Raw genomic sequence first — 26,498 nt, forward strand, 5'->3', positions numbered from 1 at the left:
CTACGCGAAGGAGGGCTCTCGGTTGCGTTGAATTGGCCGGTCATCATCCGGGCCATGCGGACCAGCCGTTTTCCGCATGTTGGCGATCCCGCGAAAAAGAGATCCATGCCGGGGAAAGCTCATAGCGCAAGCTCATAGCCGGCTTTGGTCGCCTGCCAACTGGTCCTGACGGAGGCGACGAACACAATCGTGAGGCGCCTCCTTCTCTACGCGCGATCTAGGCGGTGTCGCAGACAGCCAAGACCCATTCCCGCATCCTTTAGCGCGAGCCAGACACACTTTCTTTGAGATCGGTCGACGAGCATCTGCATCTATCGCACGCAGCTGCTGCGGCTCACATAAGAGTCCGGCGCGACCGGCATGGAGCCTGGGATAAAGGAAGTTAGCGCTTCCGCAGCTATTGCCGCTCAGGTGGAGCTCTGCTCAAAACGAGATCGGTCAGCCAGTCAACGGTTACATAACCTGACGCGTCCTGGTACCGGTCTAGAAGGGCGTCGAGCTCCTTGGCGATCGTTGCAGCGCCAGACCTAGCGATCGCCGTCTTTAAATGTCCTGATTGACAGTAGCCGCGAAACTGCTCTGCGCTCGTCCTCTGGCGCCATTCGAGCTTGTAGCGCTTCACAGCCAACAGATCGTGCCTCGAACGGAGTTCCGCTTCGAAATCAGCTTTCCCATAACCGCCCCAGAAATCGGAGTAGTGGTCTCGCCGAAATCCGGGGATGTAGCGCTCTTGAAGGCTGGCGAAATCATCGAGAAATGCGCTTTCCTCGTGCCGATGCTTGTTCTGTAGGAGCAGCAGTGTTCCGGAAGGCTTCAGCACCCGTGCAGCCTCTTGGTAGAATAGAGGCCGATCGAACCAGTTAGCCGCCGTTGCTGCGGTCACAAGTTCACATGAATGATTTGGGAGCGGGAGCATCTCAGCAAACCCGGCGAGGACGTCGAGGCCACGGAACGTCGCGGATCGCTCCTTGGCAACGGCGGCCATATCGCAGTTTGGCTCAATACAGGTTAGGCGCTCAATGCTCGGAACTGACGCCATTAGCTGTCTGCTGAAAATCCCCGTCCCCGCGCCGACGTCTGCGGCTGCCCGCAGTGGCGCAAGTGCCGAATGATAGTCCGTGAGGATATCAAAGACTGTGTGAGGATACCTTGGCCTATACTCGTCGTAGTCCAGAGCGGCGCCGTTATAGAGCTGCCATGTCACCCGTTCATTCATAGCGATCCTCAAGCGGAGAATTAAACAAAGGAGAGCGGCGTTCCCTCAGGAAGATCGAAGCCAAGCGGGGAGTAGCTTCGAATCCGACTGATTGCGGGATGGTTCCTGCACGTTCAGGGCGGCGAAGACCCAATGGGTACCCCGAATGCCGACGAATTCATCAAATCTGCGATCGTTCGCGCCGTCTATCCTATCAAGCATCGCTCAAGATGCAGACTATAAGTACCAGTAGGTGAAGAGCGAGATGGCCGGTGCGCACCCATTCCGGTTCGCTCTGTGGTGCCAATAGCACCCTCGCGATTGGTGGTAGGTCCTTACCGACGTTCGCGTCCGCAACAGCGTCCGCGGCGCCTTAAGGAATTAGGATCGCCATTGCCACTGTTGTAGGTTGGAGAACCGCAACACTTTTGACCACAGTGACGTCATTGACTACCGCTAGCGGCTAAGGTGAGGTCTTCCCGGTTGCATCAATGTCTTCAAAAGACAGGAGTTCGCCAAGACTCGTAGGCGGTGTTCGTTCCGGTGGCGATCGCTCGGTACATCTCGATTAGCTGCCGTGTGATCGCTCCAGGTTGACCATTCCCTACCACCATGCGGTCGATCGACGTCACCGGAATGATTTCGGCGCCGGTGCCGCAGTAGAACACCTCCTGGGCGAGGATAAGTTCAGTCCGATCGACATCGCGCTCGACGGTATCTAGCCCGAGATATTCACGTGCTAATTGAATAACGGTCTGGCGTGTGATCGATTCCAGTATGTCGTTGGTAACGCTTGGCGTGACCAACTGACCATCGCGAACCATAAATACGCACATTGCTGGCGCCTCAGCCAGTTTTCCCCTCGAATTGAGGAGAAACGCGATGTCGTATCCATCGAGTTGGGCCTGCATCATTGCCAATCGTGCGTTGTGATAGTTTGCATTGCATTTGATGCGGGCGGGCATGACGTTGTCCGGCATGCGCATCCAAGAACTGATCTGAGCAGAAGCGCCGTCGACGGATTGCCGAGTAGCCTCGCGGGGCAAGGCCGTAATCGCTGTCCCTACGGGTCCTTTTGCCACTAACTCGCCAAGCCCATCAACGAAAGCCATCATCCGAATATGCACGGTCGTGCGAAATGCATTTGCACGGCATAGGTGAATGAGTGCCTCGACCAGCTTATCACTGGAGATCGGCTGATCGAACCTCATTGCCTTTTGCGAGAAGGCATATCGCTCGAGGTGCTCTGCAACACGAAAGAGGTACAATTGTTGGACGTTCTCGTTCCAATAGCCACGTATTCCTTCGAAAACACCAATGCCATACTTCGCCACGGGCGAGAATACATGCACCTTGGCGTCATCCCATGGGATAATTCGGCCGTTGAGATACGCAAATTCTGGCACCAACATCTATGCTTACCGATCGTGAGTTGCCATGATCCGCGAGCTTAAGTCCGACTGAGGAGTAAGGTCGCTAGAACACTCAGTCCACGTCGGAGGTCCTCGTGGGTTGACGGAGCGATCAGCGATGCTCTGATGTTCTGCTCGACGTTGGTGCCAGGTGTCGCAAACACTCGCGGATGTCTCAGGATTACGCCCTTAGTACGAGCCGCTTGGATGAATGGCTCTGCTGTCCAGGGAGGTGGCAAGTCGATCCAGACGTGCAAGGACGATCTGTTCGTGCGCATCATCCCTAGATGCCCAAGCATCTCCTGCGCAATGTCTTGCCGGGCTGCGATTTCCTTGGATATCTGTCCGACAATATGACTCGCGGCGCCACTTTCAATCAGGTGAGTGATAATGGCCGCAGATAACCCTGGTACAAACCAACTCGAGACGCTCGGTATTGGTCGAAGAAGATCGGCAAGGCCGTCGTCCGACGGCGCAATAAGGAACGCAGTCCTCAATCCGATGCCTAAGCATTTTGAGACGCTCATCAGGTACCAAGTGAGATCAGGAGCGATCGAAGCGAGTGGAGGGGGCGGGTTGTTGGCTATAAGGCCATGTACGTCATCTTCGATAATGGGAAGAGCGTACTTGCGGGCAACTCGAACGACCTTCTGTCTGCGTTCAAGCGACATCATTGAAGTCGTCGGATTGTGACCTGTCGGATTAATATAAACGGCCGCAAGATTGTGAGCTTTGCACAATGATTCAAGAGAATCGTCACGCATGCCGTCTTCGTCTATGTCAACAGGCAGAACGCTAATCCGCCCCAGCATTGCGAGTTGGCCAATCGCTGCATAAGTTAGCTTTTCCGCGGCAATCGCGGCTCCCTGGGAAGCTAGTCGCGAGAACAGGACCATTAGCGTGTTCTGAGTCCCACCTGTCATCAGTAAGCGCGTAGGATTAGGGGGCGCGCCGAGCCGGTTGCTCAGCCAATCGGCACCAGCCTGTTTGTCACGTGCACTCCCGTGGAAGCGATGGCGTTGTATTATGCTAACAAGGTCCGGCGCGCGCGCCACCGCAGTGAGGCTTCTTTCGACAACTTCGCGGAAAGCTGGCACTTGAGGAGCCCATGTCCGCGTCATATCAATCGGTGCCGTCGTTTCACCACCAGACATTCAATTCTCCTCGGGCGACCGATACCGCATTACATCAAAGCTGTGGCTGTTGGCCGGTTCTCCGCCGGCAAAGGACAGAAGCGAGGTCGGGGATGCGACTTCTCACTATTCGATTGATTGTGGTATCGACGGTTCCGCTTCGGCCCCAAATGGCTCGTTCCCTGGTCAGCTGCAGTTTCTGTGACCGGAAGCAGGCTGTAAGACTGATCAGGGCTCTCGGACTTAACTGGGCCTTCGATGACCCCGGCCAGAGCCGCCGGCAGTGACCAACCTCATCAGCAAAAGCATGGGGAATTTTCTCGCCACTAGGAGCTGCTGCATAGAAGTCGTTCGGCCGCTCAGAATCGGCTATCATCGCGAGCCGCGAAAGAACAAGATCGTCGATCAAGGGTGCACCTCGGGAGATTGAAACTCAGCACAATCTAAGCTCCGCAGGATCCGATTGCTTGAAGAACGATTACCGCTGCATTCCGCCCTTAGTAGCGGCCGGCGTATAAGATATATAAATGGCATCTTTCAACAAACGTATCAGCCGGCGACAGTTGGTGGAGTAGAGAGCGCATTTGTTCGTCGAATTCATCTCTTCTCTGGGTTAGTACACCTGGACAGGCCTTTGATGTGGAATACATATATTGGACGAGGTTCTCGGAAGTCCACGATACCATATAAGGGATGTGGCTCCCTGTGATGTTAGAAAACGTCGATTGGCGCAGAACAGCTTCGTGGTCCAGACGCAATTCACGGCGCTTATCGCCACGTCCGGCGGGAAAATAGCCTCCCCACCAGGTGTGGACGAATTCCCAAATCCTGTTCCACCAATCATTCGGTGCGGTTTCGTCGCGAACCCTTGTGATGATCGCTACCTTGCCGGACGATAGCAGGCGACGATCAAGCGTCTCCAGAACGAGCGAGCGGTCCATCCAGTGAAAGGCACTCGCGATCGTCGCCCCTTGGTAGCCGGTCAAGCCCCAATCCATCTCCTCGGCGGTGCTTTCAATCACCGAAATGTTGAGGAGGCCGCGTTCGGATGAAAGGCGGTCGGCCTCGCCCAGCATGGCGCGATTTGGATCGACGCAGTCCACATGTTTCACGCTGGGAGCAAGTCCAATTCCGATCTGTCCGGTACCACATCCAAGATCAAGAACCCGACTTTCAGGTGTTAGAGAAAGATGGTCGCTAAGAGATTTGAAGAGTTCGTGCGGGTACTCAGGTTGATAGCGAGCATAGTAGAACGCTGCTCCCTCAAAGATGCTGCTTGCTAACATCCAGCTCTCCTTTCGACTGCTTGAACGCTCCAAATCGGCGTCTACATCTCTCGGCCAGCTAACTCTGGGATGATCTTGCGAAGATCTACATCTCCGTACCGATACGACCTGCGCCTCGCTTGTTAGCTTAGACCTCGTAATCCCAGAGCCGATGAAGCGGTGACGGCGAATAATGAGATCGCCACGTACATGGTCATATTCGGCGCTGGGACGCGAATCGGCGCAACGTGTAGGCCTGCGAGGAGGACGAAAGTGCTAAGCGTGAAGTGTACGAAAAACTCATCTGGAACCAACGGTCGAGCAAGGAAAATGATCGCCATCACAGGAATGTCGTATGATAGTGGGACCCCTAAAAAACGGCCATCTCGTAAGCGGCCGAAGTTGGCAAAGTAGCTGAGCCTAATTGCTCCCGCTGCGAGCAGAGTGGTCCCGGCGACGAGGGCAAAAACCGAGGCTCCGCTGAGTTGGATTAGGATTACCGCGGGCAAGACGGCTCCGTACATGATGTCAGCAAAACCGTCGAGGCTCTTTCCCATCTTGGCAACATCTGGGTGGCGATGTTTCGTGTGAGCTGCCACTATCCCGTCGAGGTGGTCGGACAGGACAGCCCAAAGTGCTGTCGCTATCGACAGCTCGAGGCGATTGGATAGGGCAAGAAACAGACTCAGGGACGAAAAGAGAAGGCCGCCAGTTGTTATAGCGTTCGCCGGATCCCAGAGATATTTGAGCATCGAATTTTCACCTTTTTCGAGGCATGCCTCGACCTTGCGCTCCACTGAAAAGTCGCTCTGCACTTGCAGATCTTCAGTTGTGTCGATTTCGTACCATCTGACATGGTCGCACCACGTAGTGGCGAGCTGCAGGCCGCGCAGTTCAACAAGGTGCGAAAGAAGCTCCTCAGAGTAGGCCTGGGTCACTCCGGACCCTGTGATCTGGTCCAGCGCTCGCCTTGAGGTTTAGCGCTGAAAGCCGCAGTAGGTTCATCGTTTTGAAAAGCCGTGGTCCATTCGCTGCAGGTTTGCTCCGGTTAGCCTCATACGGAACTCAGAGATAAGGTCGCTATCCGTCAGCAGGACTGCCGAGCCTTCCATCGATTCGTCGAAGGGAACGATCGCTGCCACGGGGGTTACCCTGCTGTGTAGCAGATGTCGCAGCGCGTCCTCTTCGAGGAACACATCGCCCTCGAGGAAAAGCAATCTCCGGAAAGCGGCGCGTCACGCGCGAGCCACAGCGAATAGGCACGACCGGTAGTGTCGAAAATCGACAATTCCGCATAATTGATCACAAGGGTGCCAAGGCGATGTGCGCATGCGTATTGAATGGCTTGCTTGCGATAACCGACCACGAGCGTCACCTCTTCGTCGCTGACGGCTTCCAGATTTCGGAGGCCGTTGTACAGAATCGGGGCACCGTTGACTTCGACCAAGGGCTTCGGTCGGAGGTCCATCAGCGATCGAAGGCGAGAGCCGGCGCCAGCGGTGAGAGTGATTGCTTTTTTGGGACAAAAGAGTGCAGGCGATCGATAGACCGAACGCCCAAAGACCCTTGAAGCCTGCGCGCTGGGCGATCGCAGCCGAGAGCCCATCATGTGCTTCCATCAGAAAGGGGAGTTCAGTGCTGGAGCAGACCTCTCTGCGCAGCGTATCAGCACGGGAAGAATTAACTTCTTGTCCACTGCCGAGGAGAGAATTTGCGTGATCTTGCATGCAGACTCCGGGCGCGCCGATCGGTCTGTGTTCATTGCTCGCCAAGTGACATGTCTCTAACAACTCGATCAATTGCTAGAATTGATAGGTGACACGGGAACAAAAGCCGGTGCATTTCGCTATGGATGCGAGTCGGCAGTTAAGACGGATTGCTCTGCTTAAGGTCTAACCCCGTATTGGCGTACGGCATGAACGCGAGTGTCAACCACAATCGGGCGCAGCCCCCTTTGCGTCATGAAGAACTGCCCCAACCTCGGGTTCATGATGTCGATTGGAGGTTAGCTCCACCGCTGACGGCGCGAAGGAGGCGGAGCCGACCGGAGGGCCTCAAGCGGCGGCCGGCTTGATGAGGCCGCTCTTTCGCTTGGCGCGAAGCCGGTAGCTATCGTCGCGAATGGTGAGCACGTGGCTGAGGTGCAGTAGCCGGTCACGAGGATCTCGGTGGCGACCACCGGATGGGCGAACACGGTGCCCCATTCGGCAAGGCTTCGGTTCGACGTGATCAGCATGGCCCGGTTTAGTAGCGGCGGCTGACCAGCTGGAAGAAGAGGTGCGGTCGCGTCGGGCTCCAGCGGCACGTAGCCGAGCTCGTCCATGATCAGCAGCTTTGGCTTCGCCAGCGCGAGCTGTTTCTCTTCCAGGCGCCGCTCGCCATGCGCCTTGGCGAGGCCGGCGACCAGTGTCGCCGTGGTGAACTGCACCGTGTAATCGGCCAGGATCGCCTCTCGGCCGAGCTCGCGCTCCCACTCGGCGGTGCGCCTCGAATGCCCATCAGCCCGCGAAGAAATGCCCCCGCGATCGCGTTCTTCTTCACGTAGCCCACGCCATTCTCCGTCTTGCCCCTCGTGCGGGCCCGATACGGCGCGCAGGTGCGAGGACGGAAAGGCGCAATGCTTCGCAAACGCGATGAGCTTGTGTTAAACTGAACCGCTGGGCTCGCCGTGTCATGGCGCACCACGAGCGCGCGTGGATTGTCCATCAGCACTTCCTCGGGCACGCCGGCCAAAGGCCGTGAAATAGTGCCAATTCCGATACCACCGGCACGAACGACAGCGTATCCGCCGAGCCGGCAGCACCAATTGGCCCGAACGCGCCCGGCGCCGCCAGTCATGCACCTGCTAGGGCCGGCACCCATGGCGACGCGCGACATCTGTGACAATCGCCGCCAGCTCGAGGCTTTCCGCGGCAATCTGTGCCTTCAAATCGTCCGGCCAGCGCTTTCGACCTGCGCCTGCGTACACTTCGATACGCGGTGACAACGGTCGTCTTATGTCGTCCGAATGGTCGCCCATTGTGAGCACCCTTGCAGAAGATGGCCTTCTAGATCGCTACATAGACTCGCTAATGCGCGCTGTCGCCATTCTATTGGTGCCGATCAGGACGGTGACCTCGCAACAACGCCCGAGTCGTCCTGGCGTCGAGGTACATTGCGCGTCGCCGCCTATGACGACAACGCTCTGCATGTACTCATCAAGGCGATGAAGCCAAACGTCGTCTTGGCCTACTCCTCGTCGCCTTAATCGCCCCGACCGGTTTGACCCCCTGGTTGGATGAAGCAATCCGACCATTTTGCTCGACTGGTCAGCTTCCGGAAAGCTGGACCCGCCATCGTGGCGTAGTGGAGATATCTTGAGGCTGATCTGCGACTGCAACGAACGCAAACATCGTCAGAGGGAGTTACGACATGGTTCGGATCCATGAGGCGCCCGACACCGCAACGTTGGCTTCCAGCAGTACATCAGGCCCGACCCAGCAAGATGGAAGCTTAGGCCAAGCGGCCTTTGACCTGCACCTGCACGACATACCGTTGGAGCAGGAGCAACAAGGAGCTGCAGGCCCTTCCGATGCTGTTGCCTCAAGCGACATGGAGGACGGCCTCGCCACGGTCAATCAGAAGCCCGAAATGAAGCTGGTCGTCATCTCGAACCGGGTTGCGCCCTTCGACCCTAATAAGCCCCAGATCGGCGGGCTTGCGGCAAGCCTCGAACCGGTCGTTGAACGTTCCGGTGCACTCTGGGTGGGTTCCTCGGATACCCGAGGAGATGGGACCGACCAGCCCTTGCCGCTGGTGAAGACCGGTGCAGGCGATGTGGCGAGGCTAGACCTGCCAGAGGCGGATTATCCCGGCTATTATCGAGGTTTTTCGAATTCGACCCTGTGGCCGGCACTGCACTCCCTGCCTGACCGGATGTCGGGCTCGGAAGGCGATTATGAGAGCTATCGAAATGTGAACGCGTTTATAGCGCGAGCGGCCTTCGACGTACGGGATCGGGACGCATTCTGGGTCCATGATTATCATTTACTTCCGCTCGCGGCTGAACTGCATAGGCTCGGCATCGATCGGCCGACCGGCTTTTTTCTGCACACGCCATGGCCGCCGCCCGAAATGATCGAGCACGTACCCCACCATCGCGAATTTATGAAGTTGATGCTGGAGTACGATCTGCTCGGCTTTCAGACAAACCGAGATCTCAACAATTTTCTCGCCTGCCTGCAGGTATATTTCGGGCTGAAGAGCAAGAATGGCGTCGTGACAACGGAGCGTGGCCAGACGCGGCTCGAAAAGTTCCCGATCGGCATCGATCCCAAGCAGTTTGCAGAGTATCTTGCGGCAGAGCTTTCACCCGCTGAGGAAGAAAAACTCTCGTCGTTATTGCAGAACTTCGAGGGCACCAAGTTTGCGGTCGGCGTAGACCGGCTCGACTACACAAAGGGTATCGATAAGAGGGTCGAAGCGTTCAACCACCTTTTAGCCGCGGAGCCTGGCAGCATCAGGTTGCTGCAGATCGCGCCGTCCTCTCGTGCGGACGTCGGCGAATATCAGAAGTACAAGGAGGACGTGGAGAATGCGATCAGCCAAGTCAATGCTGAGCATGGTACGGGCGAGTGGAAGGCGATCCACTACACCAATGACTCGTTCAGCCAGGCTGCACTCGCCCGTCTTTACCGCGCAGCAAATGTAGGTCTCGTCACGCCGCTCCGTGATGGCATGAATCTCGTGGCGAAAGAATATGTCGCGGCCCAAGACCCAAATAATCCCGGGGTTCTTGTACTATCGAAGTTCGCGGGGGCGGCTGAAGATTTCAACGAAGAGGAGGCACTGCTGATTGACCCAAACAATCCCGAAGAGATTTCAGACGCTATTTCGAAAGCGGCCAACATGCCGCTTGAGCAGCGTGTCAAGCGCTGGCGGTCGATGATGGATAAGATTGAATCCTATACCATCCACCATTGGGCGGCGGACTACCTCCGGGAGCTGGACAAAGGCAGCATCACCGTTCCGGCTGATCAGTTCGACCATCTCGGTCTCGGCTGGACCAACGAGGCCGAGATGCCGCTCTATCAAGATTATGCAGCGGCGCTGACCTCCTATAATGAGATCGATCCCGCTGATGCCGCCTTGAAGGACGCTGCCTATGGAGACGTGAAGTCGGCCTTTGAGGCTTTAGCGGCTCCACTGAAGCATACACAGGACAGACTGTGGGATCTGCCGGCGGCGACAGCTTCCGGCGATGGTCATCGCGGACAAGAGCTCGGTGCCCGCGAGCACTGACCGGGCGAAAAGCATAGCACGGCGGATGACAGGCTTCTGTAGCAGGACAGAGGAGCAATCCAGATCTTTGGCGCTGACGCGGTTCTTGCGGGCGGCGCAGGCCCCCGCATGAAATCAAGACATCATGCGAGTGGCCCATGACCAGAATGGGTCGATACAGTCAACTCATGTTCTGTCTCTAACCGATGCTGATGAGTGATAGCGGCGCCACTCGGCGCGGTGCTGCCCGTTGATTGCTCCGCCCAGGCTTGCGGGACCTGGCGCGTCAAGCAGAAGCGGCGGCAAGCACGCAACCGCATGACATAGCGCGGCTTGCGCTATGTCGCGGGCCGTTCAAGGCAAGCTGCGTGCCGGCTAAAGAGTCGTAAGTGTCAGCCATTCGGGGCTGCACGACCATGTTCGGTTACCGACATTGGGTTGCCAAGCGAACATCAAAGCGTGTCGGAGGCCAGCCAGACGCCGCCAGCGTTTTTGATCTTCACTGGCAAAGACCCAGGGCGCGGGTCGAGCCTCCGCAACTGTTCTGTAAGCCGGTGGTGCGCGGCGAGTGAAGCGGATATCAAAACGTCATCTGGGCTGAAGCCTTGCGGCGAAACTGTCGTCGACGTCAGGATTTTTGTCGCTTGCACGATGCGGCCGCAGCTAGACCGCGCGATAAAAAAGTGAGCACGTGACCATCGCAGCGACGCTGGGCATCTCTTGCCGACCGTCTTGATGGCCGGGAGACTCTTCGCTAGACCACACTGGTTCACTATGGAGATGCCGCTGTGGCAATGGGTATTGTGAAGTGGTTCAACTCGACCAAAGGCTACGGGTTCATCAGGCCTGAGGACGGAAGTCCCGATGTCTTCGTGCACATCAGTGCCCTGGAAAAGGCCGGTTACACCACCCTCGAAGAGGGTGCCCGGGTAAGTTATCAGCTCAAGTCTGGGCGTTCGGGTAAGATGTCAGCTGAGGATCTGCGGGTTGGCTGATCTGACCCACTCCGGAAGCTCCCCTCTGCAAAGCGCGTTCTCGCACCTGACCGGCGATGCCTTGTCAGGGCGCGCCGGGCGTTCGGCCTTTCGACCGTCTCTTCAAGGCATGGGGCTGTCTCGCAAACCGCTTGAGAGCCTCGATCGCCTGAAGCCGTTGACCAATCGCTGCAGCCAGAGTTACAGCTGGCACGTCGCGCAGGCCTCGAGCGCATGAAGCCGTTGGCAGAACACGGGCCGGATCTCGGCGGACTTTGTGTTTCGCGATGCTCTGGTCTGGAAATTCGCAAGACGATCGAGCAGAGAAGCCGCCGATAGTGCTCTCTCATTGGGATTGGGACCATCTTCATGGCGCGCTCATGCTCACGCATCTGCTCGACTGCCTTTGGATTGTCCCGGATCAGCGGCTGGGACCTGGTGCCGCGCGTCTAGCACATATGCTGCTCCAAAAAGAGCAATCTGGTCGTAGGCCCCGCCAACGCAAGCATCTGTTTTGCTTTTGGTGAGTTGTTAAGAGGCGGTGCGCGGCTCTCTGATCTCAACGACAGCGGATTGACCATCTTGCGCCTCTCACGAGCGGACGATCGGCCTTGCTGGCCGGAGATACAGACTATGCGCACCTCATGCATGCCAATGCCAAGCAAGTAGATCACCTGGTCGCAACTCATGATGGCGCCGGCTTCAATGCAGGCGCGCCGTCGGTGCCAAAGCCAAATAGCGGCCGCTGTCAACTGGTGATTTCCTGCGGATATCGTAATGTCTATGGGCACCCGCACCCGGATGGGCTATCCAAGCATGCGATGTCGGGTTGGACGACCTACGTGACCACCACTGGGCGAGGAGGTATTGCCGCTCGAGGCGACCGCATCCTCAATTGACGGCGAAACGCCGAGATCTTTTGCCTGCCCTGAAGGTCGTTCTCGTGATTCACTAGAGAGGCGCGTGAACCGCCGCGAAGCCATGCTCAGCGAAAGGCTCTGACGCTCAACATAGTGGCCGAAACGTACTGATCGGGATCGCCAGATACTACGTCACGGCTTACCACCACTGCGGCGGCGGGCGAGTGGCGGCCCTGCGCTCCTTCACTAGATGCGTTACCGAGTAGGTCTTTACGATCACGCCATGAGAGGCGTCCGGGCCGAAGGCATTGCGGATCGCTCCGCCGTAGGGATGGAAGCCGTCCGTTGAAATCTCAGCCTGGCCGATGACGCGGCGGCGGACGTCATGCAGGAAGTCCATGGTGCTTTCGGTCGTGGCGCTGCACGTTCTTTTGCTTCTTGTCAAGGCGCTGCGGAACGCGACCAACAAGCCCTTGAGGAACAACAGGATCTCGGACTGGTGATGGCGAGAGCTACGGCTCGACAACAGCTCTTTGCCAAGCTATGTACGAACATACAGTGAACATGTCCTTGCAGTTGCAGCAGCCTTGCGATACATCTCGACTGGGGTATCCCCTAGGCAGATTCTGAGTGCGGGCGGCAAGCTGCATCCCTTTTTGGATGATGCCGATTCAGGGAGTGATAGCGATTGTCCTTGTTCCGCCATTTGCATGACGACGCGTTTTTAGCCTTCTCGCGCGATCACAAGCACTTGTACGCGGCCTGTCTGCTCGACCTCCATGAACGCTTCTTTTCAGGCGCACCGTCGTTTCCGCCCCCCCCAGCAGGTTGTCCATGCCATCTACGACGTCATGCGCGCCAACCCCGCCCTCTGGAACGAAGGCGATGATTTCGGCAGCCTGCCGGAAATGATCTCCGCGGGACGCCGCCGGATCCGGAAGGCCGACGTCGCGCTCACTTCCGAGAAGGGCGACAAGGCGCTCGGTCTTGCCCGACAACTGTACGCCCGGCTGCTCGCCTGGGGATGGCTTGAAGAGGAGGAATACGGGCTTCGCGTTACCGTTGACATGGCTATGGGACCGCTGCTCGTGATCCAGCGGCTCGCGAGCCTCAACAAGGATCTCTCGCAAAGATTCGGCGGCTTGATCGTACAAATACGCCTCAACCTGGAGGCCGTCGAAAAACTGAGGCCCGAGATCACCGACCGCAAGCAGCGCGAAGCCGCGCTCGCCGTCCGCGAGGCGCGCAATCAGGCCGACCAGTTCACGAGGAGCCTGCGAGCCATTCTCGCCGACCTGAAGCGCGTCCGACGGACAGTCATGGAGTCGAAAACCATCGCCACCCGGCTGGAAGCCTTTTTCGAGGAGTTCGTCGAGCAGCTCCTGCTGAAGGATTTCGAGTCCATCCTCACGGTCAACCATCCGTACCGCTTCCGAGACGCCATTGTCGATCTCGCACGGAGGATATCCTACACCCCAGAAACCATGCAGGTCCTCGCCGAGGAGTACACAGCTTCCAGCATGGCAGCCGACATCGAGGACGGTCGAATGGCCGCGGCGGACGACCTGCTGGCTATCGAAAGCATCTTCGATCAGATCGGGGAGATGTTCGATAGGATCGAGGCCTTCCGCAGGCAACTCGAAGCCCGGGTCCGCAACACCATTAAGTACGCGGAGCGGGGCGGGCAGGGACTCGTCGGCCGGGCCGGCGACCTGGTGCGGCGCCTGGATGCCCTACTGCGGGACGGCAGACACCACAAGGCGACTATCGAATGGAGCATCGAGCCGCTGCGGTCCCCCTGGTCGGAGCACCATCAGGCCCCGGCCAGGCAGCCGCGCCGTCCCGGTCGAAGCGAGGGAGCTCGCAGGGCCCCCGTCGGACCCGCTGTACGAACTGCGGAAGAAGCTCCGCCTCGAGTACATCGCTCGCATCGCGCCCCGCCCTGAGGATGTCAGACGATTTCTCGAGGGCCAGGTGCCGCCATTCGCGACCAAGGAAGCCCGCTTCATGGAAATCGAGACCGTGGACGACTTTCTCGCCTTCGATTGCGCCCGCCGATATGCGTTAACGGGTGAGGTTCCGGCGCAGGTCGCGGCCGGGTTCGATCTGGAGCCGCGCCCAGACACGCCGCCCCACGACAGCGAATGGCTTCGGTGTGCGAACTTCGTGGTCAGGCGATCCGGCCCCCTCCGGACAGCAGAGGCAGCCCGTGCTCAGTGAGTTCGAAAACGTCGAGCGCTCCTTCGGCGCGGAAAAGGCAGCCGACCTCCGCAAAGCGCTGCACTTCCTGCTACGGCGGCAGTTCGTGTTCGCGGGAGATCCCCGGACTGGAACAGTCTACAACACGATCATGGATGGCCACTTCCGCGACGTGGTCGACGGCTTCTTCGATAGCTGCGGATACCGCGTCCATCGCGATCCGGAGGCGCAGTGGGCCGGCATCGTCGCCATGGATGAGGACGTGTCGCTGCCTCGAATGAAGCTCGACGAAACCATTGTTGTGCTGGTGCTGGCGGCATACTGGCAGCAGGAGGTGAACGTCGGAGCGGTCGAGGACCGGGCCGTGGTAGTGGCCACTTTGAACGACCTGTTCGATCGCTACCGCGAGATGGCGCAACACGGCGGCGGAGGCGCGATCTCGGCCGCCCGCTTTCGCGACATCCTGCGCGAGGCCGCCCAACGCAGTTTGGTCGAGATCGGTGATTTTGACGACGAGGAGCAGGACTGCGAGATCAGGATCCGCCCGATGATCAAGCTGATCAGTGGCGGCGATGCCCTCCAACGGCTTGAGCGCTACGTCCGTAGTGAGGAGGCGCGGTTTCCGCAGCCGGCAGGAGACGAGGCATGATGGAGCTACGCCACCTGACGATGGTGAACTGGCACCTGTTCGATGTCGCCGACATCGACGTGACAGGACACGTCGGGGTCTTGGGCGAGAACCGGTCCGGCAAATCGACAATCCTCGACATGGCACAGGTCGTTCTCACCGGCGGGAGCCGGCGGTTCTTGCGCCTGAACGCGGTCGCCGGCGACAGCGGAAAATCGCGCAGCGGCTCGAAGCGCAGCGTCGTCGATTACTGCCTTGGGACGCTCGGCGAAGACCAGCGCCGGCGCGACGAGGCGCGCACCTACGTGGCGCTAGGGTTCGAAGACAAGGAAGGCGATCGACCGCCAGTCACGATCGGCATGGCGCTTGAGGCGCGCAAGTCCGACAGCAGGGAGACCGTGCTGGCACTGTTCGTCGCCGTCGGGACCGTTTTGAGCTCCAAGGACTTCATCGAGCAGCGAGGAAAGTCGCAATTCCCGGCGCCGTGGGAGGACGTGCGCGCCCGGATCGTCGCGGCGGTCGGCGAGGGCAACTTCGTCAATCATCGCGACCGGGCGAGCGACTACGTCCGCGAGTACATGCGCCATCTTCTGCCGCATTCGCCCTATGGCGAGCAGAACGCTAGCGCCTTGCAGAAATCAATCGTCAACGCGATGACGCTCGACCATAACCAAACGGCCACACAGTTCGTGCGGAACTACATCCTCGAGGACAGTCCGATCGGCATCAAGGAGCTGCGCGAGTCGATCCAGACATACCGCAACATCAGCGAAACCATTAGAAAGATGCGCCTCAGGCTCGAAGCCCTGAGGGCGCTTCGGGTCGTCCTCGGCACGCTTGAAGAAGCGCTCGAGACCAAGTTCAGGGAGGAGTGGATCGCAAAACGCGCGACTTGGCTCGCGGCACGCGCGACAAACCTGGACTTCAAGACCAAGCGGCGTACCGAGATGGCGCGCCGGGACGCCGCAGCAAAACAACTCGAATTCATCGACGACGACGTCAAGGCCATCGATAACGAGATCGAACGCCTCACGGCCGCAATCGCCGAGCACGATGCCAAGACCGGCAGAAAGTCCCTGCAGCAGACCGCCGATGTGGCTGGGCAGGCGGCGCACCGCGCCTCGGCGGACTTCAAGGCTCGTATGGAGAACATCCGTCGCCTGGAGCCGCTCCGCGCGATGTGCGCGGACGGTTTCGAGGACTTCGTTCCTGCGCTTGAGCGTCTTCTGACTGCCACCGCCGGGGCCGACATCGGGCACGTCTCCGACGAACTCTCCGCGGCCGAGAAGTCCTTCGCCGCAAGCGGCACGAAATGGCTGCCGAAGATCGACGAAGCGCGTCAAACGATCATCGCGGAGCTTTCCGGGCTCCGAGGCCGGCGCGACGAGGTGCTCGAACGGATCCGACAGCACGCCGCCGGAGGGGCACGGGCCTATCTCGGCGACGACACTGAACTCCTCTGCCGCAGGCTGCGGCAGAGCGGAATGGCCCCGCGCGTGCTCTGCGACATCATCGAAGTCGCCGAGCCCGAATGGGTAGGAGCCGCCGAGGCGCTGCGCCAGTACGAACGGCAGGCGCGGGAAGCGGCGGAAAAGGCCTCCACCCTGCTGCGCGGCGAGTTCATCAACGCACTCACGGCCCGGATCGGCAAGATGGAGCGGGAGCTGCAGTCGTTGAACCGCAGTCTCTACGCACATCCCTTCCACAACGAGCGCTATTCATTCCACCGCACCCAGGTCGTGGAATTCCAGCCCATCCTGAAGATCATCGAAATTGCCAAAACCTCTCCAGAGGCGCTGGATATGCTGTTCCGGGGCGACGCGCCCGATGACTTCCCGCACAAAGATACGATCCGTGCGCTCGAGGTATTGCTCGAGGATCCAGATAAGGACTTCACCCAGTTCGAGGACTACCGCAACTTCTACACCTTCGAGATTCACATGGAGGATGTCGCTACGGGCCGTTCAACCCGCTGGGAGCAGCGGCGCGGCACCGGATCCGGCGCCGAACAGCAGGTGCCCATCTACGTCGCCATCGGCGCTTCGCTAGCCGCCGTCTACGGCAGCGCCGAGCGTCGCACGGGCAAGCCCTCCGGCTTCGCCCTCGCCATGTTCGACGAGGCCTTCTCCAAGATGGACGGCAAGAACCAGCGGCAGATGATGAGCTTCTACAAGAACCTGGGGCTCCAGTTCGTGATCGCGGCGCCGTTCGAGAAGCGGGTCGCCGTGCTCGAGCACATGGACACCATCGTGGAGGTGGACCGCATCGGCGAACAGTCCAGGGCCACTGTGGTGGAACTGAAAGAGAAGGCCAAGCGCGAACTAATGGCCATCGATCCGGACCTGATGTCCGAAGATGAGCTCGGCACCCGTCTGGCCGCCGAGTAGTCATGGCGCGACGTTTCACGGACGCGATCGGCCTTCTGAACGACCTGCTCGATCGCTTCGAGGCCGGGGCCGCAAGTCCAATCGCCCACCCCGACTATGCCGCTTTCTCGTCAGTAGTCGCGGCGGACGCGTTTCTGAACCAGATCAGGAAAGCCGAAAGTGCCGGCGCGGTGTCCATCGGCTGGGGGCGCGGCGCGAAGCGGGACCAAGTGGCGCACGTGAGGTTGGCCTCAGCGGAGATCTCATACCGATATCTCGACCGCACGCCGGCGTCACGCATCGCGGAGGACGCCGCCGCGCGGCTTGTAGCCGGAGTGGCGCTGAACGAGTCCCTGAAGAACAGCGGCTCTCAAATCGCGGAGGTGTGGGCGCGGGGTAAGACGTGGCACGGATTCGGTTCGTCCGAGGTCGACACGCTGCGCCATGCATTCGTTCTCGCCCAGGCGATCCTCGATAACAAGCATCTGGACGTCGACTACAAAACTTTCTCGCGACGTACGGTGGGGCACAGCAAGATACTCGAGCGCATCGAGGGTGCCGTGGTCCGGCTTTTGAGCGGCGTAATGGACTTTCCGCCTGGTGCCCGCCCCCGCGAGGCACTGCGAGCGATCGGACTGGAGCGTTTTGCCCCGCCGCTTCTGATCGCAGGCAAGATCGACCTTGATGGAGCCGACCTGTCCGGTATCTCTCCGCATTATCTCGGGATCAGTCCCAAGGAAGCAGATCGCGTCCGCTTCCGGGAGCCGCCGGCCTACGTTCTGACGATCGAAAATTTCGCAAGCTTCAACCGGCACATCGCCGAAGCGGACCCCGGCCGGTTAGGTACGACCATGTATGTCGGCGGGTACCCTTCGCTTGCCACCCAGCAGGCGCTGCGGACCATCGCAGGATTGGTATTCGAACAGACGCCGATCTTTCATTGGTCGGACATCGATCCGGACGGCACCTGGATCTTCCACACCATCGAGCGCGCCGTCGATCGACCGATCCGTCCCCACCTCATGAGCGTCGAAGTCGCCGAGCGCTTGGGACAAGTGCCCTTCAAAAAATCGGCACCCGCTCGATGTCCACCGAACTCCGGGATCGCGGCTCTGGCAGCGTACCTGGCGGAAGATGGAGCCAAGACGCTCGAGCAGGAAGAACTCGATCCAGTCCTGCCGGAGCTTCATTAGAAAATGCGCGCGGATCAACGCGGTGCCGATCCCGATGAGCTTGCTCGGCCGACGACCTCCGTCGGCCTTTGTGAACAACACCTGCGTTCCGCAGCGCGAACGCCATGAGTAGGGCGGGGCGACTCCTTGCCGTGCTTCGACACAACGCACCAATCAAAAATGGTGGGAGCATTCTGGCCGCCGCACGCAAAATCTTTTCTATTGAGCGCTGCCATGGTGAGCGCTGCTGTGGACGTCGTGGTTGCGGCTTCGGATGTCTCGTTCAAGACGTGGTTTGTTCAAACGCGACAACAGCACCGCCTGCAACTACGTGCTACGGGAAAACCGACATCGGTTCTTCATAAAACGCTCAACCGGCATTGGCATGCCGGTTGCTTGAACATGTGACCAGCCACTTCTGACTATGATGCTCCTTCAGCATTCGGTCGAGGTATTCAGATGAAACTTGCCCGGTTGGTTGGTGGCAGAGGTCTCCTGATGCGCTTTCCAAACCATGCGGCTGCGCCGCGAACTCTGACATCTTCGGATCGCGCTCCAGTTTGCCGGGCAGAATCCGATTGTCTTGTAAAGGGCTCGCGGGGAATGGCGGTCCACAACAAGATGGTGCAGGCCAACGTAAAAGCGTTATACCTCAGGACCATTGGTTGCGTCACTTTTGGGTGGGGCTCAAGCGCGGGCATCTGCGAGATGCCGAGTCTGGGTTTGTAAAGCTAAGCGGCGGCGTTCAATCGGCGCTTTGCAGATGGTCAATAAGCTGATGCAGGACGATTGGGATCTCGAGAAAATAGTCAGGCAACAGGACGAGCTCAAGGTCAAGCTGCTTCGCGCCCACTCGGTTGTCGAGGAATGTAAGGAAGGATTGGCGGATCTCGAGAGGAGGCTTGAGCGTCGAGCGGTTTCATCATCGATCGATAAACGCCAGCGCAACCCTGCGGCGAACAATTCAATACGTAACGCGCGACCGCGCAAATCCCGAAGCTTCGATGATCCTGTTGATCAGAATGCTGGTTTGACGTTTTCGAGTCGAACATGGGACCGCTGAAAGTGCTGCCGCGCACGTTGGCAGCGAAAGGTTTTGTCGCGGAATTGGTGAAGATCTTGTGACGCGATGGGGTTGCGCGCCCGGCGGGCGAATTGGACAGCGGCCCTGTCGATAGGCGCGTTTGGTTGACCGCGGTGTGTTGGCAAGGGAATGTGCGCAGAGTAGCACCACATACGGGACGTATCGCCGCGTCTTTGGCTAGAGCCTCCTGCTTCGGGGCTGTTCAGCAGATGTTCTAAATCGAATATCAAAGCTCTCCAGCTTGAGCCAGCCAATTCGGTCGTTTTGTCCGTCTTAAGGTGTTCAAATTACCGGTAGACGTCTCTGGACGGGGCGCGAGGGGCGCGTTCAATGACGCGATGGTCGGCTATCACCGTGGGGCAAGGCATGCGAGTGACGGACGGTGCTGACCGCGGAAGCCGACCATGCCTCACGGCCATCGCATGAAGGATGATGAGAACCGGCTGACTATGTCCGCATACGATCACAATTCACCGAAAAACGGCAGGTAACGGCGATCACCTAAATTCGTGAGACGCCAGGAACAGGGTTCTCGGTGAGAATGCGATCTGAGGCGGGCCGCAGCCTCGTCAGCTTCTCGAAAGCTTCTCCGTCTAGGGACTAACCCAGTGATCCTTGACGGGGAGGCTGGCATGGACTCGCACGATTGCGCCATATCCAATGCCGCACCTCCGCCATCGGTACAGCACGCCGTTCCAGACGATCAACCGAACCAGGCGGGAGCAGACGCCTTTGAGCAGCAATTAGATGCGGCAGGCTTACGGCGAACCGGCTTCGCGTCCATCCCTTGCTGAGCGAGCGCCAGCTGGCGCGAAATATCGCGCCGCATTTTCGACTGTGATTGGAGTGCTGGATGTTTAGACCCCTTGCCGATCTGGCAGCGGCCAAGTAGCCGGGGCTCAATCGAAGCGCAGCGGATCGCCTTGGATAAAGTTTAGCGGCCAGAGGCGGTGAACAGTTCTTGTCCCTAACCCTGCGGCGCTCGACCTCGATCTCGCCGACATGAAAGCTGATCCCCCGCGTTCGTCCGGGACGTGTCGCTACTAATCTTGCGGTGCGCCTTCCTGGCTGTACGGTGTCAAGTGACCGTGGGCGCTCCTGACACTTCTTGTAGGCGGGTCTTTGATCGAACGCCGATGCGGCGGAGTGCGGATTCACCCGCACTTGAGATGCCGCTTCAGGCGCTTAAACTCTGTGAGAACGCCGAGAAGCTGTTTGGATTTTGGACTATCGCACAACGCTTCGTCTTCTTCGCGCATAGGCAAGGTGCTACGGCGCGATCGCAAAGTCGAAGCCTCCGCTGCGTCTTATAAATGTCATCTTGCGCGGGCCAGTGACGCGCGCGACGGCTCGATCGAGCCAGCGCTCAAATACCAGAAAAGGCACGCGGCAAGGATGCGTGCGACAAAGCACGAGCAGGTCAATGATAAAGCGTTTTCGCAACTGGATCCTATTGTCCATACTCACCTCCATGGTTGTCTGCCCTGCCGCAAAGGCGCAAGACCGCCGGACTATCGCCGAACCTGTTGCACCTCATACGGTCTGCGACCGCCCTGTGCCTTCCGGCAAGAACGATACAGTTAGCCTACAAGATGCCATTGAACATTGCCCCGCTGGGGCTGCAGTTTATCTCGGGCGCGGCGAGTTTCACTCAGGTCCACTCGACATGAAATCGGGCGTGACCTTATGGATCGGACGCGGTGCGACGCTGATTGCCATTCCCGAACCTGCTGCTTACGACAAGGGCCTCGGACAATGTGGCCGCATCGCGGAAAAGGGCGACGGCTGCCGGCCATTCATCAGCTTTTCAAAAACGCGTGGCGGCGGCATCTACGGAGAGGGCATCATCGACGGTCAGGGTGGAGCAATTATTGGCGGCGGCGCGGAAAGCTGGTGGCAGCTAGCGCGTCGCGCCCAAGCTCAGGGCGGCAAACAGAACGCCCCGCGCTTGATCCAGATCGATCATGCGCAGGACATCACGTTCTCTGGTGTCACCTTGCGCAACGCTCCCAATTTTCATGTCGCGATGAGCAGGGTCGAAGGTGCCACGTTCTGGGGCCTCACGATTGATTCGCCGGCGGATGCCCGCAACACCGACGGCATCGATCTTGGCGCGGGTCAGGATGTGACCATCACCCACAGCTTGATCCGTACGGGTGACGACAACGTCGCAATCAAAGCCGGCGATAATGGCTCGAGCAGCCATATCTCGATCATTGATAATTATTTCGGCTGGGGGCATGGCATGTCTATCGGCAGTGAGGTGAATTCCGGGGCCAGAGACATATTGGTGCGTAATCTGACGCTGGATGGTACGACGTCTGGCCTGCGCATCAAGAGCGATGTTAGCCGAGGCGGTCTGGTAGAGAGCGTGACTTACGAGTACGTGTGCCTGAGGGGCAACAGGTGGCCGGTGGCTTTCGATACAAAATATGATCCGCGCGCACGAGGCACGAGGATTCCGGTCTATCGGCAAATCGTTCTCCGTCATGTGCATGGCGACACCGGTGTGTTGCTGATGCGCGGCCTAGACGAGGGGCATGCACTTGACGTGACACTCGAAGATGTCCGATTTGCCAGTTCCGCGACTTGGCAAGTTGAACATGCGAACGTTACCGCATCTGACGTATCACCGCCGCTGCCCGGACGAGTTGCAAAGCCGCTGCGGCGCGGATCGGAGGTATGTTCCAGCGCATTCCGCGACGGCGGTTGGTAAAGCACTACACCCGGTGTCAAACTCGCTGCTGAGTTCCGCATCTGGGGCAAGATGACCGGTGTGACGAAGGTCAGCCTCATGCCCCGAGTTGGTTGCACTTGTCCGACGTTTGCAGGGCCGGGAATACGAAGGTGACGTGCAGGTTGTGATTCTGTGCAAAAAATGTGTTTGACCATGCACGGCGACTATCCCGCGGCGGTATCTCATATCGACTGCGTCGAGCGTGTCGCGAACTCAACGAAGAATGAGATCACATGCGAATTTTCGTGCCTTCCGCTGCGCTTCTGGCCGGATGTTTCTGCATCCCGGCAGCGTATGCTGAGCCACTATTCGTGTCGCATGCTGGAAATGCAGACTATCACTCCGTGCAGCAAGCCATCGACGCATTGCCGGCGGAAGGCGGAAATGTCCGGATCGCGCCGGGCGTCTATCGCGAGAAGGTCAAAATCTCCAAATCCGGCATTCATCTCGAAGGGACTGGCAGGAAGCCGGAGGATACGATCATTGTATATGGCGACGGCGCGATCAATGTAGGAGGAACCGCCCGTTCGGCGACGCTGGATGCCGCTGGCGATGACTTGCGGCTCGAGAATCTGACCATCCAGAACGACTACGCCCTCAATCCGGCCAATCCCCCCTCGCAGGCGGTAGCGCTGTCCGTTACCGGAGACAGGGACGTCGTTACGCGCGTCCGCCTGCTCGGTGCCCAGGACACGCTATTTGCCGGCAAGGGACCAAACGGCAGAATGTCACGACAATACTTCTCGAACTGCTACATCGAAGGGCATGTCGATTTCATCTTTGGTAACGCCAAGGCCTGGTTCCGGCAATGTGAGTTGCACGGCATCGCTAATCAAGCGGTCATCTATACCGCTCAGAGCAAGGCAGCGCCGGATGAGGACAGTGGCTATGTTTTTGATCATTGCAGGTTAACTGCCGCCCCTGCTGCGGGCTATATCGCACTTGGCCGCCCTTGGCGTCCCTACGCCACAGTGGTCTTCTTGTCAGCGAAGATAGATGCCCCCGTGATCGCGGAAGGGTGGCGCGAATGGACGCCCGGCAAGACCGATACCTTGAGGACAAGCTACTATGCTGAATACAGATCCTTCGGCGTCGGGGCCAACCCCTCAGCCCGCGAGCCTCACTCCCATCAACTGACAGATAACGAAGCTGCGAGATGGTCGCTGAGCGTGTTCTTCGGAGGCGCCACAGATTGGCTGCCAAAGGGAACCATATCGATCGAAGACAAAGCAACGGTGACGAGACGCCGGCGATCGTCGGATGAATGACGGGGGAGCGCGGATATGACGGCGGCGTAAGCTGTCACCGACATCGCGCTGGGCACCATATTTGTGGACAATCGAAAACCTCACCAGACGGTTACTCACGAACAGGAAAACGCGCAACTGCGTGCGATAGCCCAGTGCTTGACGAACGCGATGCACGTGTGGAGCGCGATCAAGTTCATGCCTTGCCTCGCGGCGATCGGCAGAGCCCTTGAGATAGGTCGGTGGCGAGGGGCGCTACAGCCCCTGGCTATGTCAGAAATGGCCGTGAACGCCGCGATCCATCGGCCTCTTGACCGATCATTAATCCGGCGGCAGCGAGCGAATAGGCCTGGACGGCTCGCTTCTGCGCCGAAACCCTTTCCATGAAGCCGCCGAGTAACCCCGGAAAGGTCTGTTCTTTCATGTTGTCTCTCGAACAACGGAGGGATCGATCGTGCGCAACTCCTGTTGAGCTTCTCAGGTGGAACCGGCGGTAATAGCGACCTAGCCGTCAGGAGTGGAAGGAGCCGTTTGGCATTTCCACGAGCTCACCGCTGGGCCGATGCAGCCGCCACGTGCGCAGGATCTTGCCGCATCCCTTGTTCCGGCCCTTCTTCCTGACCGCTGCGCGGAGCAAAACGAACAGGTCATCGCGTCGATTGTCCGCCATGGCCACCGGAAAGCGTTAGCCAGGGAAGTCAAACTGCCCGCGTAGCCAGAGCAAAGCTCTGGATGGTTCTGTCCTCCACTTCCGATGCGCCGTTGAGGCCCGCTGAGATGTACGGGCGAGCTCTAGCGCACCACGGTCTTCAGGTACTGGTAGGCCTTGATGATCTCGACCAGGCGATCCTCCGTGGAGCGGTCGCCGCCATTGGCATCGGGATGGTGCTGCTTGACCAACGCCTTGTACTTCGCCTTGATCTCGCCGAGCGTCGCATTGGCATTCAGACCCATCACCTGCAATGCTTTGCCCTCGCCATTGAAAATCTTACGCGCCTCAGCCTTGGCCTTCGGGCGGTGGCGGGCACCGCCGCGTCCGTTCAGCTCGGCGAGCGTGCAGAGTGTATGCCAGTCGTCCTCGAAACTAACAGTGCTGCCGGTCATTTTGTGTGCGCTGATGTTCTCGCCCATCTTCCAGGTCGGACGATGGCCGATCAGCGCGTCCTTCTGGTAGCGCGCGACCGCTTCGGCGTCCATCCCCGAGAAGAAATTGTAGGACTGATTGTATTTGCGAACATGCTCGATGCAGAAGTGCCAATAGGCGCGCGCATTGTCGCGGCCCTTGGGCGCGGGATGGGTAGCCTTGTTCTGGCAGCCAGGCCATTCGCATAGCGCCGCGGGCTGTCGCTCCTGCGCTTCCTGCTTATTGATGCGAATGGAGTCGAAGATTTCGGACGTGTCGATCAACATGACCTGGCTCCGTTGGCGCAGCGGCAGTTACAGCGCCGCTTCTATGCTAGAGACTTGGTTTGGACGGCAGGCCGGGTCTGACTCGGCCTTTGCGTCCAGTCAGTCGCATGATGTAACAGGCACTTCCTAGCAATGGACATGCCAGGACGCGCGAGCTTGGTTCAGACCATCATCTCTTTGCGATTTCAGATTAGCTCAATCGCAATTTGCTGTCGGGTTCTGCACACGCACGTCTTTAATAGGACCGGTGCGAATACTCTCAAAGATCCAGCGAAGGGCAATGCTCGGCGGTGATCTGCGCAGCGAGGAACGCGAGCGGCGTCTTCTTAATTTTGTTTAGAAGCTCGAAAAGTCTTCCGTCTTCGTAGCGAAACAGAAAGCGCAATGTCGCGATCTGAAGGGAATTCGGCCCCCGCTCGTTCGCGGGTCAATGCAACTCACAGTACCCGCCCGCCGCTGACAAAGCCCCCTGCTCACCAGCCGACCCAGCAAAGTCTCGAACGATTCGCACTGTTAGGGCAGGTGGATGCTGGCACTGGCACGGCAGCCGGGATTGTAGGAGGTGCGTGGCAAAGCGCTGGTCCACGTCCCGAATGCAGCTCTAAATGGCTATGTCGAGGCGATTCGTTTGCGGCGCGGGTCGGTGCAGCCGGATCCTATAAAACACCAATTTATCGCCAATTGCCTCAAAGCATCGTGTGCCGAAGCGTCACCCAGCGCGGCGATGTCGCCTTTGGACAACGGTTTTCGAGCCCTGGCGCTTTTGGCGGCTTGCGACGACGGGACATGCACCGTGAATAAGAAATTGGATCTCGATTATGCCGTCGTCGGGTACTGGAATGCATGAGCCAAACAAGCGAAATGAAATAATCGTGTCGATCAGTCGGCGATATCCGTCCTGAATGATCGGGCAGAAGAGCATTTCAGACATCGTGCATGAGTAAAACCCGCCTGTTGTCGGAGTTGCACCCTATGCGCATTCGGCGCTGCCGGCCCGCAGTGGAGCGATGGCTTTCGGCAGCGCAACTGTATTTGCCCGAAAAGTTGCAGAGCCTGGACCATGCTTTTGTAAGAAACAGCTCTACCATTCTAGAGAGCGACCGCGCTCAGGACGAGAAATTGCAATCGGGCGAATCCGTCATTGGGTCGAAGCCCATGATCGGTTCCAACTCTCCTCCAGCCTGCGCACCTCCTCTGCGGCTTGACGGCGACAATCATCGTTGCCGCCGCTAGCTGTGCCCAATAGAAGGTCACCATGATCCGAGGGCGTCGCGTTCGCCTGTCGCGCCGTCCGCCCGCATTCTATTTGCAGATCAGTATCTGCGGTGATCCGGCGGTCCAGAGTAGGAACCCAATAGAGGATGGCGCAGCTATCGGCCTGCGAGGCGCTTTCGGCCAGCAACCCGTCAAAACAACTGGTTTGCATCCGGAAAGAGCGATCCCCGGGGACCTTTCCGTCTGTCATGTACAAGTGCCCCATTGCCTACACGTCTGCTTGCACCGTCTCATCATCGGATGCCGAAACGCCCAGCTTCCCCGCAGTAAGAAGTCATATCG

The 26,498-nt window shown here is 58.8% G+C and carries 23 protein-coding genes; 12 read left to right on the top strand and 11 right to left on the bottom strand.

What is annotated here, in order from left to right:
- Positions 1 to 397 precede the first annotated feature (397 nt).
- The 8 genes from WN72_RS09995 to WN72_RS10030 all read right to left on the bottom strand — a co-directional run bounded on the left by WN72_RS09995 (position 398) and on the right by WN72_RS10030 (position 8,024).
- Entirely contained in the window at positions 398 to 1,216 is an 819-nt protein-coding gene (locus tag WN72_RS09995; protein WP_092217753.1) for a class I SAM-dependent methyltransferase, read from the bottom strand.
- Positions 1,217 to 1,692: 476 nt separating this feature from the next.
- A complete protein-coding gene (locus WN72_RS10000) occupies positions 1,693 to 2,607 on the bottom strand; it encodes a branched-chain amino acid transaminase (RefSeq protein ID WP_092217752.1) in 915 nt (304 codons plus the stop codon).
- Positions 2,608 to 2,645: 38 nt separating this feature from the next.
- A complete protein-coding gene (locus tag WN72_RS10005; protein ID WP_092217751.1) occupies positions 2,646 to 3,761 on the bottom strand; it encodes an aminotransferase-like domain-containing protein in 1,116 nt (371 codons plus the stop codon).
- Positions 3,762 to 4,237: 476 nt separating this feature from the next.
- The gene (locus WN72_RS10010; RefSeq protein WP_092217750.1) at positions 4,238 to 5,026 is read right to left on the bottom strand and encodes a class I SAM-dependent methyltransferase; all 789 of its coding nucleotides are present in this window, start codon (positions 5,024 to 5,026) and stop codon (positions 4,238 to 4,240) included.
- Positions 5,027 to 5,148: 122 nt separating this feature from the next.
- Complete coding sequence (locus WN72_RS10015) at positions 5,149 to 5,943, bottom strand: CDP-alcohol phosphatidyltransferase family protein (RefSeq protein WP_244553852.1); 795 nt, start codon at positions 5,941 to 5,943, stop codon at positions 5,149 to 5,151.
- 209 nt (positions 5,944 to 6,152) lie between these two features.
- On the bottom strand, positions 6,153 to 6,473 hold the full coding sequence (locus tag WN72_RS46785) for a glycosyltransferase family protein (RefSeq protein ID WP_244553851.1): 321 nt from the start codon (positions 6,471 to 6,473) through the stop codon (positions 6,153 to 6,155).
- A 537-nt stretch (positions 6,474 to 7,010) separates the two neighbouring features.
- Positions 7,011 to 7,433 carry an ATP-binding protein gene (locus tag WN72_RS10025; protein ID WP_167380994.1) on the bottom strand — a complete coding sequence of 141 codons (423 nt, stop codon included), beginning with the start codon at positions 7,431 to 7,433 and terminating at the stop codon, positions 7,011 to 7,013.
- A 417-nt stretch (positions 7,434 to 7,850) separates the two neighbouring features.
- The gene (locus tag WN72_RS10030) at positions 7,851 to 8,024 is read right to left on the bottom strand and encodes a transposase (protein WP_092217748.1); all 174 of its coding nucleotides are present in this window, start codon (positions 8,022 to 8,024) and stop codon (positions 7,851 to 7,853) included.
- 392 nt (positions 8,025 to 8,416) lie between these two features.
- On the opposite strand from WN72_RS10030, the gene WN72_RS10035 reads away from it, so the two are divergent.
- The 3 genes from WN72_RS10035 (at position 8,417) to WN72_RS10045 (ending at position 12,137) form a co-directional block, all read left to right on the top strand.
- Entirely contained in the window at positions 8,417 to 10,285 is a 1,869-nt protein-coding gene (locus WN72_RS10035) for an alpha,alpha-trehalose-phosphate synthase (UDP-forming) (protein ID WP_167380993.1), read from the top strand.
- Between the two features lie 767 nt (positions 10,286 to 11,052).
- The gene (locus WN72_RS10040) at positions 11,053 to 11,259 is read left to right on the top strand and encodes a cold-shock protein (RefSeq protein WP_092217747.1); all 207 of its coding nucleotides are present in this window, start codon (positions 11,053 to 11,055) and stop codon (positions 11,257 to 11,259) included.
- A 590-nt stretch (positions 11,260 to 11,849) separates the two neighbouring features.
- A complete protein-coding gene (locus WN72_RS10045) occupies positions 11,850 to 12,137 on the top strand; it encodes a hypothetical protein (RefSeq protein ID WP_143130702.1) in 288 nt (95 codons plus the stop codon).
- Between the two features lie 160 nt (positions 12,138 to 12,297).
- Here WN72_RS10045 and WN72_RS10050 read toward each other — a convergent pair whose 3' ends face one another.
- The gene (locus WN72_RS10050) at positions 12,298 to 12,582 is read right to left on the bottom strand and encodes a hypothetical protein (RefSeq protein ID WP_092217745.1); all 285 of its coding nucleotides are present in this window, start codon (positions 12,580 to 12,582) and stop codon (positions 12,298 to 12,300) included.
- A 295-nt stretch (positions 12,583 to 12,877) separates the two neighbouring features.
- Here WN72_RS10050 and WN72_RS10055 point away from each other — a divergent pair, with 295 nt between their 5' ends.
- The 8 genes from WN72_RS10055 to WN72_RS10085 all read left to right on the top strand — a co-directional run bounded on the left by WN72_RS10055 (position 12,878) and on the right by WN72_RS10085 (position 23,552).
- The gene (locus WN72_RS10055) at positions 12,878 to 14,044 is read left to right on the top strand and encodes a Wadjet anti-phage system protein JetA family protein (protein ID WP_244553850.1); all 1,167 of its coding nucleotides are present in this window, start codon (positions 12,878 to 12,880) and stop codon (positions 14,042 to 14,044) included.
- Entirely contained in the window at positions 13,983 to 14,318 is a 336-nt protein-coding gene (locus WN72_RS47490; protein ID WP_244553864.1) for a Wadjet anti-phage system protein JetA family protein, read from the top strand. The genes WN72_RS10055 and WN72_RS47490 overlap by 62 nt, the downstream gene beginning before the upstream one ends.
- Positions 14,308 to 14,946 carry a DUF4194 domain-containing protein gene (locus WN72_RS10060; RefSeq protein WP_092217744.1) on the top strand — a complete coding sequence of 213 codons (639 nt, stop codon included), beginning with the start codon at positions 14,308 to 14,310 and terminating at the stop codon, positions 14,944 to 14,946. Before WN72_RS47490 ends, WN72_RS10060 begins: the two co-directional genes overlap by 11 nt.
- On the top strand, positions 14,943 to 17,312 hold the full coding sequence (locus WN72_RS10065; RefSeq protein ID WP_092217743.1) for an SbcC/MukB-like Walker B domain-containing protein: 2,370 nt from the start codon (positions 14,943 to 14,945) through the stop codon (positions 17,310 to 17,312). The genes WN72_RS10060 and WN72_RS10065 overlap by 4 nt, the downstream gene beginning before the upstream one ends.
- A gap of 2 nt (positions 17,313 to 17,314) precedes the next feature.
- Positions 17,315 to 18,484: a Wadjet anti-phage system protein JetD domain-containing protein gene (locus tag WN72_RS10070; RefSeq protein WP_092217742.1), complete on the top strand. Its 1,170-nt coding sequence runs from the start codon at positions 17,315 to 17,317 to the stop codon at positions 18,482 to 18,484.
- Between the two features lie 742 nt (positions 18,485 to 19,226).
- A complete protein-coding gene (locus WN72_RS10075) occupies positions 19,227 to 19,526 on the top strand; it encodes a hypothetical protein (RefSeq protein WP_092217741.1) in 300 nt (99 codons plus the stop codon).
- Between the two features lie 1,444 nt (positions 19,527 to 20,970).
- A complete protein-coding gene (locus WN72_RS10080; RefSeq protein WP_092217740.1) occupies positions 20,971 to 22,263 on the top strand; it encodes a glycoside hydrolase family 28 protein in 1,293 nt (430 codons plus the stop codon).
- 254 nt (positions 22,264 to 22,517) lie between these two features.
- The gene (locus tag WN72_RS10085) at positions 22,518 to 23,552 is read left to right on the top strand and encodes a pectinesterase family protein (protein WP_244553849.1); all 1,035 of its coding nucleotides are present in this window, start codon (positions 22,518 to 22,520) and stop codon (positions 23,550 to 23,552) included.
- Between the two features lie 247 nt (positions 23,553 to 23,799).
- Here WN72_RS10085 and WN72_RS10090 read toward each other — a convergent pair whose 3' ends face one another.
- Complete coding sequence (locus tag WN72_RS10090; protein ID WP_167380992.1) at positions 23,800 to 23,955, bottom strand: hypothetical protein; 156 nt, start codon at positions 23,953 to 23,955, stop codon at positions 23,800 to 23,802.
- A gap of 368 nt (positions 23,956 to 24,323) precedes the next feature.
- Positions 24,324 to 24,941 carry a J domain-containing protein gene (locus WN72_RS10095; protein ID WP_092217739.1) on the bottom strand — a complete coding sequence of 206 codons (618 nt, stop codon included), beginning with the start codon at positions 24,939 to 24,941 and terminating at the stop codon, positions 24,324 to 24,326.
- Positions 24,942 to 25,503: 562 nt separating this feature from the next.
- On the opposite strand from WN72_RS10095, the gene WN72_RS10100 reads away from it, so the two are divergent.
- Positions 25,504 to 25,788, top strand: coding sequence for a hypothetical protein (locus tag WN72_RS10100; RefSeq protein WP_143130701.1), 285 nt, complete (start codon positions 25,504 to 25,506; stop codon positions 25,786 to 25,788).
- The last annotated feature ends 710 nt before the right edge of the window (positions 25,789 to 26,498 follow it).

It is taken from the genome of Bradyrhizobium arachidis, from assembly GCF_015291705.1.
Lineage (GTDB): Bacteria > Pseudomonadota > Alphaproteobacteria > Rhizobiales > Xanthobacteraceae > Bradyrhizobium > Bradyrhizobium arachidis.

Excerpts from the sequence above, each read along its gene's own strand:
- WN72_RS10085 (WP_244553849.1), top strand. The coding sequence starts at position 22,518 with ATGCGAATTTTCGTGCCTTCCGCTGCGCTTCTGGCCGGATGTTTCTGC.
- WN72_RS10080 (WP_092217740.1), top strand. The coding sequence starts at position 20,971 with ATGATAAAGCGTTTTCGCAACTGGATCCTATTGTCCATACTCACCTCC.
- WN72_RS10005 (WP_092217751.1), bottom strand. The coding sequence starts at position 3,761 with ATGTCTGGTGGTGAAACGACGGCACCGATTGATATGACGCGGACATGG.
- WN72_RS10090 (WP_167380992.1), bottom strand. The coding sequence starts at position 23,955 with ATGAAAGAACAGACCTTTCCGGGGTTACTCGGCGGCTTCATGGAAAGG.
- WN72_RS10000 (WP_092217752.1), bottom strand. The coding sequence starts at position 2,607 with ATGTTGGTGCCAGAATTTGCGTATCTCAACGGCCGAATTATCCCATGG.
- WN72_RS09995 (WP_092217753.1), bottom strand. The coding sequence starts at position 1,216 with ATGAATGAACGGGTGACATGGCAGCTCTATAACGGCGCCGCTCTGGAC.
- WN72_RS10070 (WP_092217742.1), top strand. The coding sequence starts at position 17,315 with ATGGCGCGACGTTTCACGGACGCGATCGGCCTTCTGAACGACCTGCTC.
- WN72_RS10075 (WP_092217741.1), top strand. The coding sequence starts at position 19,227 with ATGGTCAATAAGCTGATGCAGGACGATTGGGATCTCGAGAAAATAGTC.
- WN72_RS10010 (WP_092217750.1), bottom strand. The coding sequence starts at position 5,026 with ATGTTAGCAAGCAGCATCTTTGAGGGAGCAGCGTTCTACTATGCTCGC.
- WN72_RS10055 (WP_244553850.1), top strand. The coding sequence starts at position 12,878 with ATGAACGCTTCTTTTCAGGCGCACCGTCGTTTCCGCCCCCCCCAGCAG.
- WN72_RS10065 (WP_092217743.1), top strand. The coding sequence starts at position 14,943 with ATGATGGAGCTACGCCACCTGACGATGGTGAACTGGCACCTGTTCGAT.
- WN72_RS10095 (WP_092217739.1), bottom strand. The coding sequence starts at position 24,941 with ATGTTGATCGACACGTCCGAAATCTTCGACTCCATTCGCATCAATAAG.
- WN72_RS10030 (WP_092217748.1), bottom strand. The coding sequence starts at position 8,024 with ATGGGCGACCATTCGGACGACATAAGACGACCGTTGTCACCGCGTATC.
- WN72_RS10035 (WP_167380993.1), top strand. The coding sequence starts at position 8,417 with ATGGTTCGGATCCATGAGGCGCCCGACACCGCAACGTTGGCTTCCAGC.
- WN72_RS46785 (WP_244553851.1), bottom strand. The coding sequence starts at position 6,473 with ATGGACCTCCGACCGAAGCCCTTGGTCGAAGTCAACGGTGCCCCGATT.